Origin of the sequence: Brevundimonas sp., from assembly GCF_044239655.1 — a bacterium.
In the GTDB taxonomy this organism is placed as follows: domain Bacteria; phylum Pseudomonadota; class Alphaproteobacteria; order Caulobacterales; family Caulobacteraceae; genus Brevundimonas.
Window position 1 is genome coordinate 1 of sequence record NZ_JBIIAY010000080.1, and the last position, 14,294, is coordinate 14,294.

Below are 14,294 nucleotides of genomic sequence, written 5' to 3' on the forward strand. Positions count from 1 at the left end.
AGGTGTCCTTCACCATGAAGATGAAGTCGGTGATGGCCGGCGAATAGACGTCGCCGCCCGCGCAGGGCCCCATGATCACGCTGATCTGGGGGATGACGCCGCTCGCCAGGGTGTTCTGCAGGAAGATATCGGCGTATCCGGCCAGGGCCTCGACGCCCTCCTGGATACGCGCGCCGCCGGCGTCGAACAGGCCGATGATCGGGGCACCGGTCGTCAGGGCCATCTTCTGCAGCTTGACGATCTTGGCCGCATGGGCGCCCGACAGGGAGCCGCCGAAGACGGTGAAATCCTTGGAGAAGACATAGACCAGACGGCCGCCGATGGTGCCGCGTCCGGTGACGACGCCGTCGCCGGGGATGCGCTGCTTGTCCATGCCGAACTGGGTCGAGCGGTGCTCGACGAACATGTCGGTCTCCTCGAACGAGCCCTCGTCCAGCAGGACGTCGATCCGCTCGCGCGCCGACAGCTTGCCCTTGGCGTGCTGGGCCTGGATGCGGGCCTCGCCGCCACCGAGTTTCGCGGCCGCACGGCGCTGGTCCAGTTGTTCGAGGATGGACTGCATCTGGATTTCCTACTTGCGAGTAGACTTAATGGCCGAACGGTGCCCCCGGGTCAACGGGGACGCTTCAGCGGGGCCGGACTCCTTCGGAGAAACTGTCCCACAGGCGTTCGGCGATCTCCTGCGGCGTCAGCTTGCCGTCCGGCGCGTACCACTGGGCGATCGAGTTCATCGCGCCCGAGATGGCGAAGGTGGACATCCGCACGTCGGCGGTGCGCAAGCTGCCGTCGCGAACCCCCTCGCGCAGCAGGTCGCGGATGCGGGCGTCCACCTTGCGCTTGACGGCGCGCAGCCGGTCGCGGACGTCGGGGGTCAGCTCGACATCGGGAACGCGGTGCAGGCAGCGGCCAAAGACCGTGGTGGTGATCTCGACGTATTTCTGGACCACCTGATGCAGGCGCTCGCGGCCGTCGATGCCGGTGACGGCGCTTTCCTCGACCGCTTCCGAATAGGCGTCCAGCGCCAGGGTGAAACAGGCCCCCAGCAGGGCCTGCTTGCCGCCGGCGTAGTAGTAGACCGTAGGCTTGGACACGCCGAGACGCGCGGCGATGTCGTCGATGGAGGTCGCGCCGTAGCCGTCCTGCACGAAGGCGGACGCCGCGGCGGCCAGCACGGCCTCGCGCTTGGCGTCCGGGTCGCGGGCGCGGCCGCCTGTCCAGGGATCGTCGGTGAGGGTGGAAACACTACTCATGGGTCAGGGATAGCACATATCGTCGTGACTCAAATCCTCCCCCGTTGGGGGAGGTGGCGCAGCGCGGCTTCGCGCTGTGACGGAGGGGGCTCGAAGCGAAGATGGTGTTTGCGGCCGGCCCCCCTCCGCCCCTTCGGGGTCCCCCTCCCCCTACGGGTGAGGATTGAGCAACGCCTCGTTCGCCTCGCACAGCGCCTTGACCCAGCCGCGCACAGCCCGCAGGCGAGCGGTGTCGTGGACCTCGCGGTGGGTGCTGAGCCAGAAACGGCGCTGGATCAGGACGTCGGGCAGGACCCGCTCCAGACCCTCGGCCAGGAAACAGGGCAGGACGCCGATGCCGCCGCCGCCCGCGATGATGTCCCTCTGGGCCCGGATCGAGGACGAGGCCAGGTGCGGGGTCAGGCCGGGCTTGACCTCGTCCAGATAGCGCAGCTCGGGCGCATAGATCAGGTCGTCGACATAGCCGACGATGTCGTGGCCGCCGAGGTCGTCGATGCCGCCTGGGGCCCCGCGCTGCGTCAGGTAGGCGGGGGCGGCATAGAGGGCCAGCTGATAGGGGGTCAGGGGCTCGACGATCAGGCGGGTGCTGTCGGGCGCGCTGAGGGTGATGGCCATGTCCACCTCGCGCCGGCTGGGCGACAGGAAGCCCGAACTGGCCGCCAGCTCGATCCGCAGGCCCGGGCGCGCGGCGTGCAGGCCGGCCAGGGCAGGGGCCAGGACGACGCCGCCGAAGCCTTCGGAGGCGCTGATCCGCACCGTGCCGGCCACGACATCGGGCTGGGCGATCCGGCCGGCGGCATCCATGGCGGTCTCGGCCTCGAGCCCGACCTGAAGCAACTGGGCCCCGGCGGCGGTGAGTTGCAGTCCCTGGGCCGAGCGGACCACCAGGGTCGATTTCAGCGCGCTTTCCAGCCGAGCCACCCGGCGACCGACCGTGGCCGCGTCGATGCCGAGGCGCGTCGCCGCCCCACCCAGAGACCCGGCGCGGGCGGCGGCGATGAAGATGCGGACGTCGTCCCAGTCGAACATTGTCAGATTGCAGCGGGGTTACTGCAGGAATGCAAGCCCGGTGTCAGGCACGGAGGCGGACCACGGCCCCCTCGGCTGCATCGGCGCGGCCGTCGGCGAGGTCGCGCACCACCTTTGCCGCCGCCTCCAGCCCGTGGTGTTCGACGATGCGGATCCAGGGCGAGGCCGGATCGACGACCCGTTCGAAGAAGGCGCGCTGGTCGGCGAAGAAGCGGTCGTAGAAGGCCCGCAGCGTGCCTCGCTCCCGGTGCGAGTCCAGGCAGGTGGCGGCGAAGAAGAAGACCGGGCGGGGCCCGATCAGGTCGGGATCGTCGCCGGTGAAGTCGTCGCTCTGGGTCGAGCCGACGAGGCAGTCGTATTTCAGGTCGGCGGCGAAATGGGCGTGGACGCGGCGGCGCAGGCCCGGATCGCCGGCCAGGTCGAGATAGAGGGTCGGAACCCCGGTCTTCAACATCTCCACCTCGTCATAGCCGTAAACGGCGTCATAGGCGCCCAGCCCCTCGACGAAGGCCCGGTTGCGCGCGCCGGTCAGGCCGATCAATCGCACCTCGTCCTCCACCAGACAGTGGGCCGATCCGTAGGCCGTCTTGGACGAGGCGCTGGACACCACAACCTGTTTCGCGCCGAAGAAGTCGTGATCACGCAGGAAATCCACCGCCGTATAGGAGGTGATGAACAGGGGCCGGAAGATCGCCTCGGCGTTCTCCAGTTCGGCGGCATAGTTGGCGTCGGCCGCGCACAGGACATAGCGGTTGTAGATGTCGGGCACCGCCTTTCGCCACGGCGCGGCGTCGGCGAACCCGCCGCTGGACACCTTTTCGGCCTGGACCGTCAGGGTCTCGGCCATGGGGAAATAGCCGAAGACCCGGGCACCGATATCGACGCCCTCGGCGCGCGACGCCACCACATCGGCGAAGCCCCAGACCGGCATCAGCCCATGGTCGTCGCGACCGGTCGGGAAGACCTTCCAGTAGCCGATGGCGTCGCCATAGGCGGCGTATGTGATGTTGTTGGTGGTCAGGGAGAACCGGTCCAGCGCCAGCACGACCTCGCCCTCGGCCAGCTCGGCGTGGGGAATGGCGTCGATCAGGGTGGCGCCCGGATCGGATTTGAGCGTCATCAGGCGGCGGGCGGTCTGGGTCATCGGGCCTCTCCGGGCGTTTCCTCTGGGGTCAGCCTAGCGAAGATTTCAGGTGACGCAGGAGAAGGATCGGCGGCACTGATCGATGCGATTACGCGGACCCGTCGCTGCAACTTTGCAATGCCGCCGGAGTGCCCGGCCTGCTAGACCGGGCCCAACGAACAGAACCGGTTTCAGGGAGCCTCGCCATGCGCGACATCAACCACTTCATCGACGGCGCGAGCTTCATCGGGGCCTCGGGACGGTTCGCGGATGTGTTCAATCCCAACACGGGCGAGGTCCAGGCGCGGGTGCAGCTGGCCTCGGTCGCCGAGATGGACCGGGCGGTTCAGGCGGCGCAAGGCGCGTTCGAGGGATGGTCGAGCACCAACCCGCAACGCCGTGCGCGGGTGATGTTCGAGTTCAAGCGGCTGGTCGAGGCCAATATGACCGAGCTGGCCGAACTGCTGTCGTCCGAACACGGAAAGGTCGTCGCGGACTCCAAGGGCGACATCCAGCGGGGGCTCGAGGTCATCGAGTTCGCCTGTGGCATCCCCCATGCGCTGAAGGGCGAATACACCTGGGGGGCCGGTCCCGGCATCGACGTCTATTCGATGCGCCAGCCGCTGGGTGTCGTGTCCGGCATCACCCCGTTCAACTTCCCCGCCATGATCCCGATGTGGATGTTCGGCGTGGCCATCGCGGTGGGCAACACCTTCATCCTCAAGCCCTCGGAGCGCGATCCCTCGGTGCCGGTGCGTCTGGCCGAGCTGATGATGGAGGCGGGTGCCCCCGCTGGCGTCCTGAACGTCGTCCACGGCGACAAGCTGGCCGTGGATTCGATCCTGGAGCATCCGTTGGTGCATGCGATCAGCTTCGTCGGCTCGTCCGACATCGCCCACTATGTCTATCAGACGGGCGCCGCCAATCATAAGCGGGTCCAGGCCATGGGCGGGGCCAAGAACCACGGCATCGTCCTGCCCGACGCCGACATGGACCAGGTGATCAAGGACCTGTCGGGCGCGGCCTATGGCAGTGCGGGCGAACGCTGCATGGCCCTGCCGGTCGTGGTGCCGGTCGGGAAGAAGGCGGCCGACGAACTCCGTGAACGGATGGTCGCGGAGATCCCGACCATGCGGGTCGGCGTCTCGACCGACGCCGGCGCCCACTATGGTCCCGTCGTTACGGCCCAGCACAAGGCCCGCGTCGAGGGCTGGATCGCCCAAGGGGTCAAGGACGGCGCCGAACTGGTCGTCGACGGCCGCGGCTTCAGCCTGCAAGGCCACGAGAAGGGCTATTTCGTCGGCCCGTCGCTGTTCGACCACGTCACGCCCGAGATGGAGTCCTACAAGGAAGAGATCTTCGGCCCCGTGCTGCAGATCGTCCGCGCCGCGACGTTCGAGGAGGCGCTGAGCCTGCCCAGCAAGCACCAGTACGGCAACGGCGTCGCCATCTTCACCCAGAACGGCCGCGCGGCGCGGGATTTCGCCGCGCGGGTCAACGTCGGCATGGTGGGGATCAATGTGCCCATCCCGGTGCCGGTCGCCTATCACACCTTTGGCGGCTGGAAGCGCTCGGCTTTTGGCGACACCAACCAGCACGGCATGGAAGGCGTGAAGTTCTGGACCAAGGTGAAGACGATCACGGCGCGCTGGCCGGACAGCGATCTGGAACACGCGGACTCGAGCTTCGTTATTCCGACGATGGCGTGATGGAAGGGCGGCCGATCAGTCAGCGCAAGGCCGCGTGGATTCTTACCGCGGGTAGCTTGGCCTTTGGCTTGCTCTTTGCCGTGATGGCGATTGCCCACTTCGCCTACGGTGTTCCGATCAACGACGAAGCGGGTGAGCCTCTACCTCACCGAGATCTGATCATCATCTTCTCGATCGCGCCTATTTTGACGGCGATCGTTTTCGCTACAGGCGTCTGGATGCTCGCTCATCCCAAAAAGGAAGCGGAAGACTGATGGACTTCGCCCTCAACGACGATCAGCGCGCCATTCAGGACGCGGCGCGCGCCTTCGCCCAGGACCTGCTGCTGCCCAGCTCGGCGGAATGGGACGAGGCCAAGCATTTCCCCGTGGACGTCATGCGTCAGGCGGCGGAGATGGGCTTCTGCGGCATCTATACGTCCGAGGATTTCGGCGGGCTGGCGCTGGGGCGGGTCGAGGCGGCGATCATCTTCGAGGAGCTGGCGCGAGGCGACGTCTCGGTCGCGGCCTTCATCTCGATCCACAATATGGCGACCTGGATGGTGGACCGGTTCGGGTCCTATGACCTGCGACAGCGCTATGTGCCGTCCCTGACGACGATGGAGAACATCGCCTCCTATTGCCTGACCGAGCCGGGCTCGGGCTCGGACGCGGCGGCGATGCGGACCAGCGCCGTGTTGCAGGGTGACGAATGGGTGCTGAACGGATCCAAGGCCTTCATCTCGGGCGCCGGGACGTCGGACGTCTATGTCGTGATGGCCCGCACGGGCGAACCGGGGCCCAGGGGCATCTCCGCCTTCGTGGTGGACAAGGATGCGCCGGGTCTGTCGTTCGGGGCCCAGGAAAAGAAGATGGGCTGGAACGCCCAGCCGACCGCCATCGTCCAGTTCGACGACTGTCGCATCCCGGCGGCGAACCTGCTGGGCAAGGAAGGCGACGGGTTCCGCTATGCGATGATGGGGCTGGACGGCGGGCGGCTGAACATCGCCGCCTGTTCGCTGGGTGGGGCGCGGCTGGCGCTGGAGACGGCTCAGGAGTACGTCACGACGAGGAAACAGTTCGGCAAGGCCCTGGCCGAGTTCCAGAACCCCCAGTTCAAGCTGGCGGACATGGCCACCGACCTGGAGGCGGCGCGGCTGATGGTGCTGCGCGGGGCCTGGGCCATCGACACCGACCACCCGGAAAAGACCAAATGGTGCGCCATGGCCAAGCGGCTGGCCACCGACGCCTGTTTCCAGATCGCCGACGAGGCCCTGCAGCTTCACGGCGGCTATGGCTATCTGAAGGACTATCCGCTGGAGCGGATCGTGCGCGACCTGCGGGTCCACCGCATCCTGGAAGGCACCAACGAGATCATGCGGGTCATCACCGCGCGGGAAATGCTTCGTCAGTAGGCATCCGAGAACACAGGGAAGAACGACCATGAAGATCGCATTCATCGGCCTGGGCAATATGGGCGGCGGGATGGCCGCGAACCAGGCGAAGGCGGGGCATGAGGTCGCCGCGTTCGACCTATCGCAGGCCGCGCTGGACCGGGCGGCGGCCGCCGGTTGCACGCCGGTCGCCTCGGTCGGCGAGGCGGTCAGGGATGCCGAGGTGGTCATCACCATGCTGCCGGCCGGGCCGCACGTGTTGAAGGTCTATTCCGAGCAGATCATCGGGGCGGCACCGAGCTCGGCCCTGCTGCTGGATTGCTCGACGATCGACGTGGATACGGCGAGGAAGGTCGCCGGGCTGGCGACCGAGGCGGGCTATGTCTTCGCCGACGCGCCGGTGTCGGGCGGGACGGTGGCGGCCGATGCCGGGACCCTGGCCTTCATGGTCGGGTGCGAGGAGGCCGGGTTCGCCCGCATCGAGGCGGCGCTGGAGCCCATGAGCCGGGTGACGATGCGAGCGGGCGATCACGGCGCGGGTCAGGCGGCCAAGATCTGCAACAACATGATCCTGGGCATCACCATGATCGGCACCTGCGAGGCCGTGGCCCTGGCCGAGAAGCTGGGCCTTGATCCGGTAAAGTTTTTCGACATCGCGTCGAAGTCGTCGGGGCAGAGCTGGAGCGTGTCGAGCTACTATCCCTGGCCCGGCCCGGTGCCGACGGCACCGTCGAACCGCAACTATGACGGCGGGTTCGCCACGGCGATGATGCTGAAGGACCTGAAGCTGGCCCAGGACGCGGCGGCGAAGTCGGGAGCCTCGACGCCGCTGGGGGCGCAGTCGGAGGCGTTGTTCCAGCTGTTCAACGGTCTGGGCTACGGCGGCCGGGATTTCTCGGCCATCCTGCAGATGCTGCGGGGTCAGCTTGAGGGTTTGCCGAAGGGCTGACTATTTCCCGCTCATCCCGGCGAAAGCCGGGACCCAGTTCTTTTGTGGGGCACTGCGCTGGATCATGAGCGTGCTCGACCGCACGCGGTCTTCGCCCAAAGCACCGGGTCCCGGCTTTCGCCGGGATGAGCGGTTGGGTGTGTTACCGCACTCCCAGCCCGGCTGACCCGAGGTCAAGCTGCGACGACGGGATCACCACCAGGTCGGGGTGTTTGACGCGCAGCTGGTCGACGAACATCGACGACTCGCCGACGACCACGACATAGGCGCGCTCGGCCCCGAGGGTGGACCGGGCCACGGCCTGGAGGCTTTCGGGCGTGGTCGCTTCGATCTTGCCGGCATAGGCGGTGCTTTCGTCGAGCGGCAGGCCATAGGTCACGGCGTCGGCGATGAAGCCGCCCAGGCCGCCGGTCGTCTCGATCCCGCGCGAGAAGCCACCGGTCAGGAAGGTCTCGCGATCCTTGACCGCCGTTTCCGTGACCGGTTCGGTGACCAGACGGTCGAGCTCGGCCAGGACCAGATCGACGACCTCTGACGCGCTTTCGTTCTTGGTCTGGGTGGTGGCGGTCAGCAGGCCGCCGTCGCGCCGGGCGGCGACCGAGGCATAGGCACCGTAGCTGAGGCCCCGTTTGGCGCGGACCTCCTGGAACAGGTGGCCGTTCTGGCCGCCGCCGATCACGGCACCGGCGACCGACAGGGGATAGAAGGCCGGGTCGCCTCGGCGCGGGCCGGGCACGGCTGCGCTGATCGCCGCCTGACCCGAGCCGGGCAGGTCGACCACGATCACTCGCGGGGGCAGGGGCGCGCCGGCACGGGTCGGGGTGGTCGGGACCGCGCCGGACGGCCTGGCCCAGGACCCGAGCGTCTTCTCGGCGAAGGCGAAGCCCTCTTCGGCGGTCATGTTGCCGGTGATGATCAGGGCGGCATTGTCGGGCCGCCACCAACGCTGATGCGAGGCCACGATCTCGTCGCGGCTCAGCGCGCCGAGCGAGGCGATGGTACCGCCGGCCGGTGCGCCATAGGCGGCGTCGCCGTAAGCCACGCGGGCCATGACCTGTGAGGCGATCGGGCCGGGCTGGCGCAGGGCGACGCGCAGGGCGTTGACGGCGCGGGTGCGCGAGCGTTCGACCTCGGCCGGATCGAACGTCGGACGCTGGACTACGTCGGCCAGGACGGCACCTACGGCATCGGCGGAAGCCGTCGGGGCCGAGACGAACAGGCTGGTCGAATCCGCGCCTGCGCCTCCGCCGATGTTCGCGCCCAGGGCCTCCAGCGTCGAGGCGATCTCGGGTGCCGTGCGGCCTCCGGCACCCTGGGTCGCCAGGTTGGCGGTCATGGAGGCGAGGCCCGGCCGGTCTGTGGGATCGCCCGCCGCACCGCCGTTGACGACCAGCTGGGCGTTCATGATGGGCAGGTCGGTGGACCGGGCGACGATGACGCGCAGTCCGTTCGACAGGATGCGCTCGGCGATGACGGGGGCCGCCATGGGCCGTGCGGCGCCCGGCGTCGGCGCGGCCTGGCGCTGTCCTTCGGGCAGGAGTGCGTTGGGCGTCAGGATGGCCGGGGGCACGGTCAGGAAGGCGGGCATGGGGGCCGGGTTGCGCCAGCCGGTCTGTTGGTCGAAGGGCGGGGTTCCGGCCGGGGCCTGGCTCTGATCCAGATAGCGGGCCGAGACGCGGGCGTTCTCGTTCAGATAGGTGCGGGCCACGCGCTGGACGTCGGCGACGGTCACGGCCTTGATGGCGGCGATCCGCTCGTCGGCGGCCTTGGGGTCATTCTGGGCAATCAGGACGCGACCGAGGATGAAGGCGCGGCCCGACGCCGTTTCGCGCTGGCGAAGGTCGGACGCCAGGATCTCGGTCTGGGCCTCGGCGAGTTCGGCGGCCGTGATCGGTTCGTTGCGGATGCGGTCGAGTTCGAGGTTCAGGGCGGCCTCGGCATCCTCGACGGCCTTGCCTTGCGCGACGATGACCTGAGCGATGATCGACCCGGCCTCTTCCTGGCCCTGGGCGCTCAGGAAGGCGGACGACGCGAGCTGCTTGTCATAGACGAGCGCCTTGTACAGGCGCGAGCTCTCGCCACGCGACATGACCGCCGACATGACCTCCAGCGCAGCGGTGTCGGCACTCGAGTCGGCCACGCCCTGATAGATGGCGGCAATGGCGGGCAGGGGCACGTTGGGCGCATAGGCCACGACCGAGCGCGGGGCCGTGCGGGGCTCGACCGGGCGGCGGGCGAACTGCGGCACCGGGCGGTCGGGGTTGTCGATGTCTGTGAAATAGTGATCGACCCAGCGGTCCAGCTGGGCCGGGTCGAAATTGCCGGACACGATCAGGGTCGCGGTGGCCGGGCGGTAATAGGCCTCGTGGAAGGCCAGGGCGTCGGACAGTTGGGCCGAGTCCAGTTCCTCGATCGAGCCGATGACCGAGCGGCGATAGATGCTGTCGTCGAACGAATTGTCGCCGATCACGAACCGCCCGAACCGGCCATAGGGGGGCGCCAGCACGTTCTGGCGCAGCTCTTCCTTGACGATCGACCGCTCGGCCTCGAACACGGCCTGATCGACGACGGGGCGGGCCATCCGCTCGGCGTGGGTCCACAGCATCTGCTCCAGATACTTGGGCGGGACGGTCTCGTAGTAGTTGGTGAAATCCTGGCTGGTGGAGGCGTTGCGGGTGCCGCCCGCGTTCTCGACCATGGTCGAGATCATGCCGTAAGGCAGGTTGACGGTCTTGCGGCTGAGGATGTGTTCGAACAGGTGGGCGAAGCCCGAGCGGCCCTGCGGATCGTCCTTGCCGCCGACGTCGTACCAGACCTGGATGGTGACGGTCCCCGCCGTCGGATCGGGCATGGAATAGACGTTCAGTCCGTTGCCCAGGGTCCGGTGCGCATATTCCAGCGGTGGCGGCGTCAGGGCCTCGAGCCTCGCGACCGAGGCCCCTTGCTGGGCCATCGCCGGAGCACCGCCCATGATCGCCAGGGCGGAACAGCCGACAAACAGGCCGCGAAGGAAAAGGGGGCGGGGCATCGGCGAACTCCGGCGAAATCTCAAGGGGATAGTGTGACCCTAGCAGGCGCTGGGGGATGCGAAAGTTACGGGGCTGTAACCTTGCTCGATCCGATCGCCTCTTACGATTTTCGACGCACCCGCATCATCCCGCTGGTTAAGGTCTCGACGTCAAATCGGCCCGTTGCACGGATCAGGTCAGACAGTTTCGCGTGGCCGTAGGAGCGCTGATCGAAATCGGGATAGGCGTTTCTGAGCCGGCTGCCGATTCCGCCGACGGCGACCCAGCCCTGGGCGTCTTCATCCATGTCGGCGATGACCGTCTCGATCAGACGTGACGCTTCGGCGGGTCTGCGTTTGGCGGCGGCACCTTTGGTTGCGGCACCGCTCGCCTCGCCCGCCGACGCCGCGGCCGTCAGGTTTTCCGTGTAGATGAAGCGGGTGCAGGCCTGCCGAAAGCTCTCGGGCGTCTTCTGTTCGCCCAGTCCGAAGACATCCACGCCTTCTTCGCGGATCCGAAGGGCCAGTCTGGTGAAATCGCTGTCGGACGAGACCAGGCAGAAGCCGTCGAAGCGGCCGGAATGCAGAAGGTCCATGGCGTCGATGACCAGGGCGATGTCGCCCGAGTTCTTGCCCTTTGTGTGCGCATAATTCTGCTGGGGCTGGATCGCGAAACGCGGCAACTTGTCTTTCCAGCCGGCGAGCGCCGGACCGTCGAAGTCGCCGTAGATGCGTCGCGCCGACGCCTCGCCCAATGTCGCGATCTCGGTGAACAGAGCTTCCGCAATGCGTGCCGAGGCATTCTCGGCATCAATCAGCACCGCCAGCCGCGCCGGCCTGTCCGTGGATCGCATCGACAAAGTCTCCATTAGATCTGGTGAGCATCGTCCTTGTTCGTCCGGTCGGTCCAGCCTTAAACAGGCCCATGGTAAACTCATCCCTGCGAACCCTCCGAGACCTGCCCGGCGTCGACGACCTGGAACTCAAGTCGCTGATGAAGCCGCGCTTTGCCGATCCGGATGTGCCGGAGGGTCGCGACGAGATCGACGCCCTGTCGATCGCGATCTTCGGCCTGGCGCTGGATGAGGCGGAGTCGACCGTCCGCCCCGCCGACTGGGACGGGATCGAGACGCTTGCGCCCGCCGACATGGCCGAGGCGTTCGAGGCCGAGGGGTGGGACGTCACCGACAAGCGACGGAAGCCGCTGCGTCTGCTGCCGCACCTGGCCCTGCCCCTGGCGCTGGCGATGCGCGGGGTTGCCGGCGAGCTGCCGTTCCATGCCGAGCCGGCGCAGGAAAAGTCGGACTGGGGTTCCAGCCTGGCCGCTGACGCCAAGCGGTTCACCAAACGCTAGTGGTCTGGTCGTGTCGCGACGGCCCTGCTAACCAGCACGCTGCATGACAGTTTCGACCCCGACCCCGCGTCTCGACATTCCCCGCATCGCCTGGGCTGCCTATGGCTTCGCCCTGGTGATCATAATCCTGGACCAGCTGACCAAGGCCTGGCTGCTGAGCGCGGCGGGGGTCGATGACATTCGTATGGTACCCGAGGGCTATCTGTTCGGTGTCGTCATCCCGGGCGTTCTGAAATTCACCTTCGTGCAGAACCAGGGTGTCAGCTTCGGCCTGTTCGGCGGGGGCGAGGCGCGCTGGCTGCTGAGCGTCTTTTCGGTCGCTGTGGCGGCGGGCCTGGCCTGGTGGGCGACCCAGGCGGACCGGCGGTTGCTGATCACCGCCATCGGCCTGGTCATCGGCGGGGCGCTGGGCAATGCGATCGACCGGATCCGCTTCGGCTGGGTCATCGATTTCATCGACTTCTCGTCGACGGGCCTGTTCCCCTGGGTGTTCAACGTCGCCGACAGCGCCATCACCGTGGGCGTCATCCTTCTGATCCTCGACAGCGTCCTGTCGGAGCGAAAGACGGCTCAGGTTGGCGCGGCCCACGAAAAGGCGTAATCAACCGCTCTTTGCCATTTCGATCTGCGCAAACCCGCATCAGTCGGGCCGGAACCGAAGCGAACCATGATGACCACCCGCACCCTCGTCCGTACCGGGATTGTTTCCCTGCTGGCCGTGTCCGCCCTGTCTCTGGGCGCCTGCCAGGGGATGCGCCAGTCGATCGGCCTGACCAAGGTCGTGCCCGACGAGTTCGTCACCGTCTCGACCGCCCCGCTCAGCGTGCCGCCGGAATACGGCCTGCGTCCGCCGTCGCCCGGCCAGCCACGGCCCCAGGAACTGGCGCCAGAGAGCGCGGCGCGCCAGATCCTGCTGGGTCAGCGCCAGTCGATCACCCGCACGCCGGGTGAACAGGCCCTGGTCACCGCCGCCGGTGCCGACCGCGCCGATCCGCTGGCCCGCTATGTCGTCGACGACGAGTTCGGCGACCTGACCCACAAGGAAGAGAGCTTCGCCAACCGCGTCATGTTCTGGCGTAAGGACGACGCGGCCTCCCAGGCCCCGACCACGGCCCAGACCTCGACCGGGGCCGTGACCATCGACGCGGCGACCGAGAACGCGCGGCTCCAGGCCCTGACCGGCAACACCGCGGGCATTGCCATCCAGCCGCGCCGCTCCAGCGGGTTCAAGCTGCCGGGGCTTTAAGCCTGAGCCGCTTCGCGGTGCGCTAACGCTCGGCTCGCCCTCGGTCCGATCTTCGATCGGCCGGAGGACAGGCTTGGCCTCGCTGCTTGAGCGCAGGCCGGCACGATATCGCTTGCCACCGCCGAGTGCGTCCTTATTGTAAACGGACCTGACGTTTCCTTCCCGGAGCGAGCCCGTGTCCGATCCCGCCACAGCCGACATCACCGCCCTGTCGGGAATCGCCCAGTTGCGCCTGGCGATGTCGGGAGAGGGCGAGATCGCGCCGATCTCCGAGACGGTCGGCTTTTCGCTGATCGAGGTCGAGGAAGGCCGGGTGGTGTTCGAGGCCACGCCGACCCGGGCCGTCTATAATCCACTGGGAACCGTCCACGGCGGCTGGATGGCGACGGTGCTCGATTCGGCCTGTGGCTGTATGGTGCATTCGATGCTGAGCCCAACCCAGGCCTATACGACGCTGGAGCTCAAGACCGTCTTCCACAAGGCCCTGACGGCGGGAACGCCGGTGCGTGCCGTTGGCCGCATCGTCCAGATGGGCGGTCGCGCCGCCTTCTCCGAGGCCGACCTGCGGGGTCTGGACGGCAAGCTCTATGCGACGGCGACCTCGACCTGTCTGGTGATGGAGCGGTAGACCGCACACGAAAACGCCCGCCCCGGTGACCGGGGCGGGCGTTTCAGATCGTCAGACCGTCAAGTCTTACGCCAGGGCGGCGCGGACCTTGTCGGCGATGGCCTTGAAGCCGGTTTCATCGGCGGCGATCGCGGCCAGAACCTTGCGGTCCAGCTCGATGCCGGCCAGGCCCAGGCCGTGGATGAACTGCGAGTAGGTGAAGCCTTCCTGACGGGCAGCGGCGTTGATGCGCTGGATCCACAGGGCGCGGAAGTTGCGCTTGTTCGTGCGACGGTCGCGATAGGCATATTGCCCGGCGCGGTCGACGGCGGCCTTGGCCGTGCGGATGGTGTTCTTGCGGCGACCCGAGAAGCCCTTGGCCTGTTCGAGAACCTTCTTGTGGCGGGCGTGCGATACGACGCCCCTTTTTACGCGAGCCATGTTTTTATTCCTTCGGAAGGGTCCCTGGCGTTCGCCGCGCGGCGGCTCACTTCTTGAGGGACTCCTGATTTCGTTTCAGTGCGACGATGCGGTGTGGAGGTCAGTGCTGCTGCGCTACGCTTAGGCGTAGGGCATGTAGGACTTGATCTTCTTGGCGTCGGCGTCGGCCATGACCGAGGTGCCGCGGTTCTGGCGGATGTATTTGGA

At 67.4% G+C, this 14,294-nt stretch carries 15 protein-coding genes and 1 pseudogene; 8 read left to right on the plus strand and 8 right to left on the minus strand.

All coding sequences use genetic code 11. The features are described 5' to 3' along the window. The 4 genes from ACILQR_RS11220 to ACILQR_RS11235 all read right to left on the minus strand — a co-directional run. A partial coding sequence (locus tag ACILQR_RS11220) for a carboxyl transferase domain-containing protein (protein ID WP_395651504.1) occupies nt 1-562 on the minus strand: 562 nt, incomplete at its 3' end. Nucleotides 563-626: 64 nt separating this feature from the next. Then, nucleotides 627-1,250, minus strand: a complete 624-nt coding sequence (locus ACILQR_RS11225; protein ID WP_395651505.1) for a TetR/AcrR family transcriptional regulator — start codon at nt 1,248-1,250, stop codon at nt 627-629. Nucleotides 1,251-1,400: 150 nt separating this feature from the next. Further along, the gene (locus ACILQR_RS11230; protein ID WP_395651506.1) at nt 1,401-2,279 is read right to left on the minus strand and encodes a LysR family transcriptional regulator; all 879 of its coding nucleotides are present in this window, start codon (nt 2,277-2,279) and stop codon (nt 1,401-1,403) included. Between the two features lie 43 nt (nt 2,280-2,322). Further along, complete coding sequence (locus ACILQR_RS11235) at nt 2,323-3,423, minus strand: DUF2855 family protein (RefSeq protein ID WP_395651507.1); 1,101 nt, start codon at nt 3,421-3,423, stop codon at nt 2,323-2,325. Nucleotides 3,424-3,608: 185 nt separating this feature from the next. Here ACILQR_RS11235 and ACILQR_RS11240 point away from each other — a divergent pair, with 185 nt between their 5' ends. From ACILQR_RS11240 to mmsB, 4 genes are read left to right on the plus strand one after another with little or no spacing between them, the layout of a single operon-like run. Beyond that, nucleotides 3,609-5,111, plus strand: a complete 1,503-nt coding sequence (locus tag ACILQR_RS11240) for a CoA-acylating methylmalonate-semialdehyde dehydrogenase (RefSeq protein WP_395651508.1) — start codon at nt 3,609-3,611, stop codon at nt 5,109-5,111. After that, nucleotides 5,111-5,365 carry a hypothetical protein gene (locus tag ACILQR_RS11245; RefSeq protein ID WP_395651509.1) on the plus strand — a complete coding sequence of 85 codons (255 nt, stop codon included), beginning with the start codon at nt 5,111-5,113 and terminating at the stop codon, nt 5,363-5,365. The genes ACILQR_RS11240 and ACILQR_RS11245 overlap by 1 nt, the downstream gene beginning before the upstream one ends. After that, nucleotides 5,365-6,504 (plus strand): acyl-CoA dehydrogenase family protein, encoded by a 1,140-nt coding sequence (locus ACILQR_RS11250; protein ID WP_395651510.1) that lies wholly within the window; start codon nt 5,365-5,367, stop codon nt 6,502-6,504. Before ACILQR_RS11245 ends, ACILQR_RS11250 begins: the two co-directional genes overlap by 1 nt. Next, nucleotides 6,401-7,432 carry a 3-hydroxyisobutyrate dehydrogenase gene (mmsB, locus tag ACILQR_RS11255; RefSeq protein ID WP_395651517.1) on the plus strand — a complete coding sequence of 344 codons (1,032 nt, stop codon included), beginning with the start codon at nt 6,401-6,403 and terminating at the stop codon, nt 7,430-7,432. Before ACILQR_RS11250 ends, mmsB begins: the two co-directional genes overlap by 104 nt. Before the next feature lie 142 nt (nt 7,433-7,574). Here mmsB and ACILQR_RS11260 read toward each other — a convergent pair whose 3' ends face one another. Both ACILQR_RS11260 and ACILQR_RS11265 read right to left on the minus strand, forming a co-directional pair. Next, complete coding sequence (locus ACILQR_RS11260; RefSeq protein WP_395651511.1) at nt 7,575-10,460, minus strand: M16 family metallopeptidase; 2,886 nt, start codon at nt 10,458-10,460, stop codon at nt 7,575-7,577. 101 nt (nt 10,461-10,561) lie between these two features. After that, nucleotides 10,562-11,293 (minus strand): NYN domain-containing protein, encoded by a 732-nt coding sequence (locus ACILQR_RS11265; RefSeq protein ID WP_395651512.1) that lies wholly within the window; start codon nt 11,291-11,293, stop codon nt 10,562-10,564. A gap of 71 nt (nt 11,294-11,364) precedes the next feature. Here ACILQR_RS11265 and ACILQR_RS11270 point away from each other — a divergent pair, with 71 nt between their 5' ends. The 4 genes from ACILQR_RS11270 to ACILQR_RS11285 all read left to right on the plus strand — a co-directional run bounded on the left by ACILQR_RS11270 (nt 11,365) and on the right by ACILQR_RS11285 (nt 13,667). After that, a complete protein-coding gene (locus ACILQR_RS11270; protein WP_395651513.1) occupies nt 11,365-11,793 on the plus strand; it encodes a hypothetical protein in 429 nt (142 codons plus the stop codon). Between the two features lie 43 nt (nt 11,794-11,836). Beyond that, nucleotides 11,837-12,394, plus strand: coding sequence for a signal peptidase II (gene lspA / locus ACILQR_RS11275; protein WP_395651514.1), 558 nt, complete (start codon nt 11,837-11,839; stop codon nt 12,392-12,394). Between the two features lie 66 nt (nt 12,395-12,460). After that, on the plus strand, nt 12,461-13,039 hold the full coding sequence (locus tag ACILQR_RS11280; RefSeq protein ID WP_395651515.1) for a DUF3035 domain-containing protein: 579 nt from the start codon (nt 12,461-12,463) through the stop codon (nt 13,037-13,039). Nucleotides 13,040-13,214: 175 nt separating this feature from the next. Next, the gene (locus tag ACILQR_RS11285) at nt 13,215-13,667 is read left to right on the plus strand and encodes a PaaI family thioesterase (protein WP_395651516.1); all 453 of its coding nucleotides are present in this window, start codon (nt 13,215-13,217) and stop codon (nt 13,665-13,667) included. A 66-nt stretch (nt 13,668-13,733) separates the two neighbouring features. Here the strand turns inward: ACILQR_RS11285 and rplT are convergent, their stop codons facing one another. Together rplT and ACILQR_RS11295 are read right to left on the minus strand one after the other, a co-directional pair. Then, a complete protein-coding gene (gene rplT / locus ACILQR_RS11290; protein ID WP_271146349.1) occupies nt 13,734-14,087 on the minus strand; it encodes a 50S ribosomal protein L20 in 354 nt (117 codons plus the stop codon). Nucleotides 14,088-14,207: 120 nt separating this feature from the next. Continuing rightward, a pseudogene (locus ACILQR_RS11295) lies at nt 14,208-14,294 on the minus strand (50S ribosomal protein L35); the annotation flags it as partial.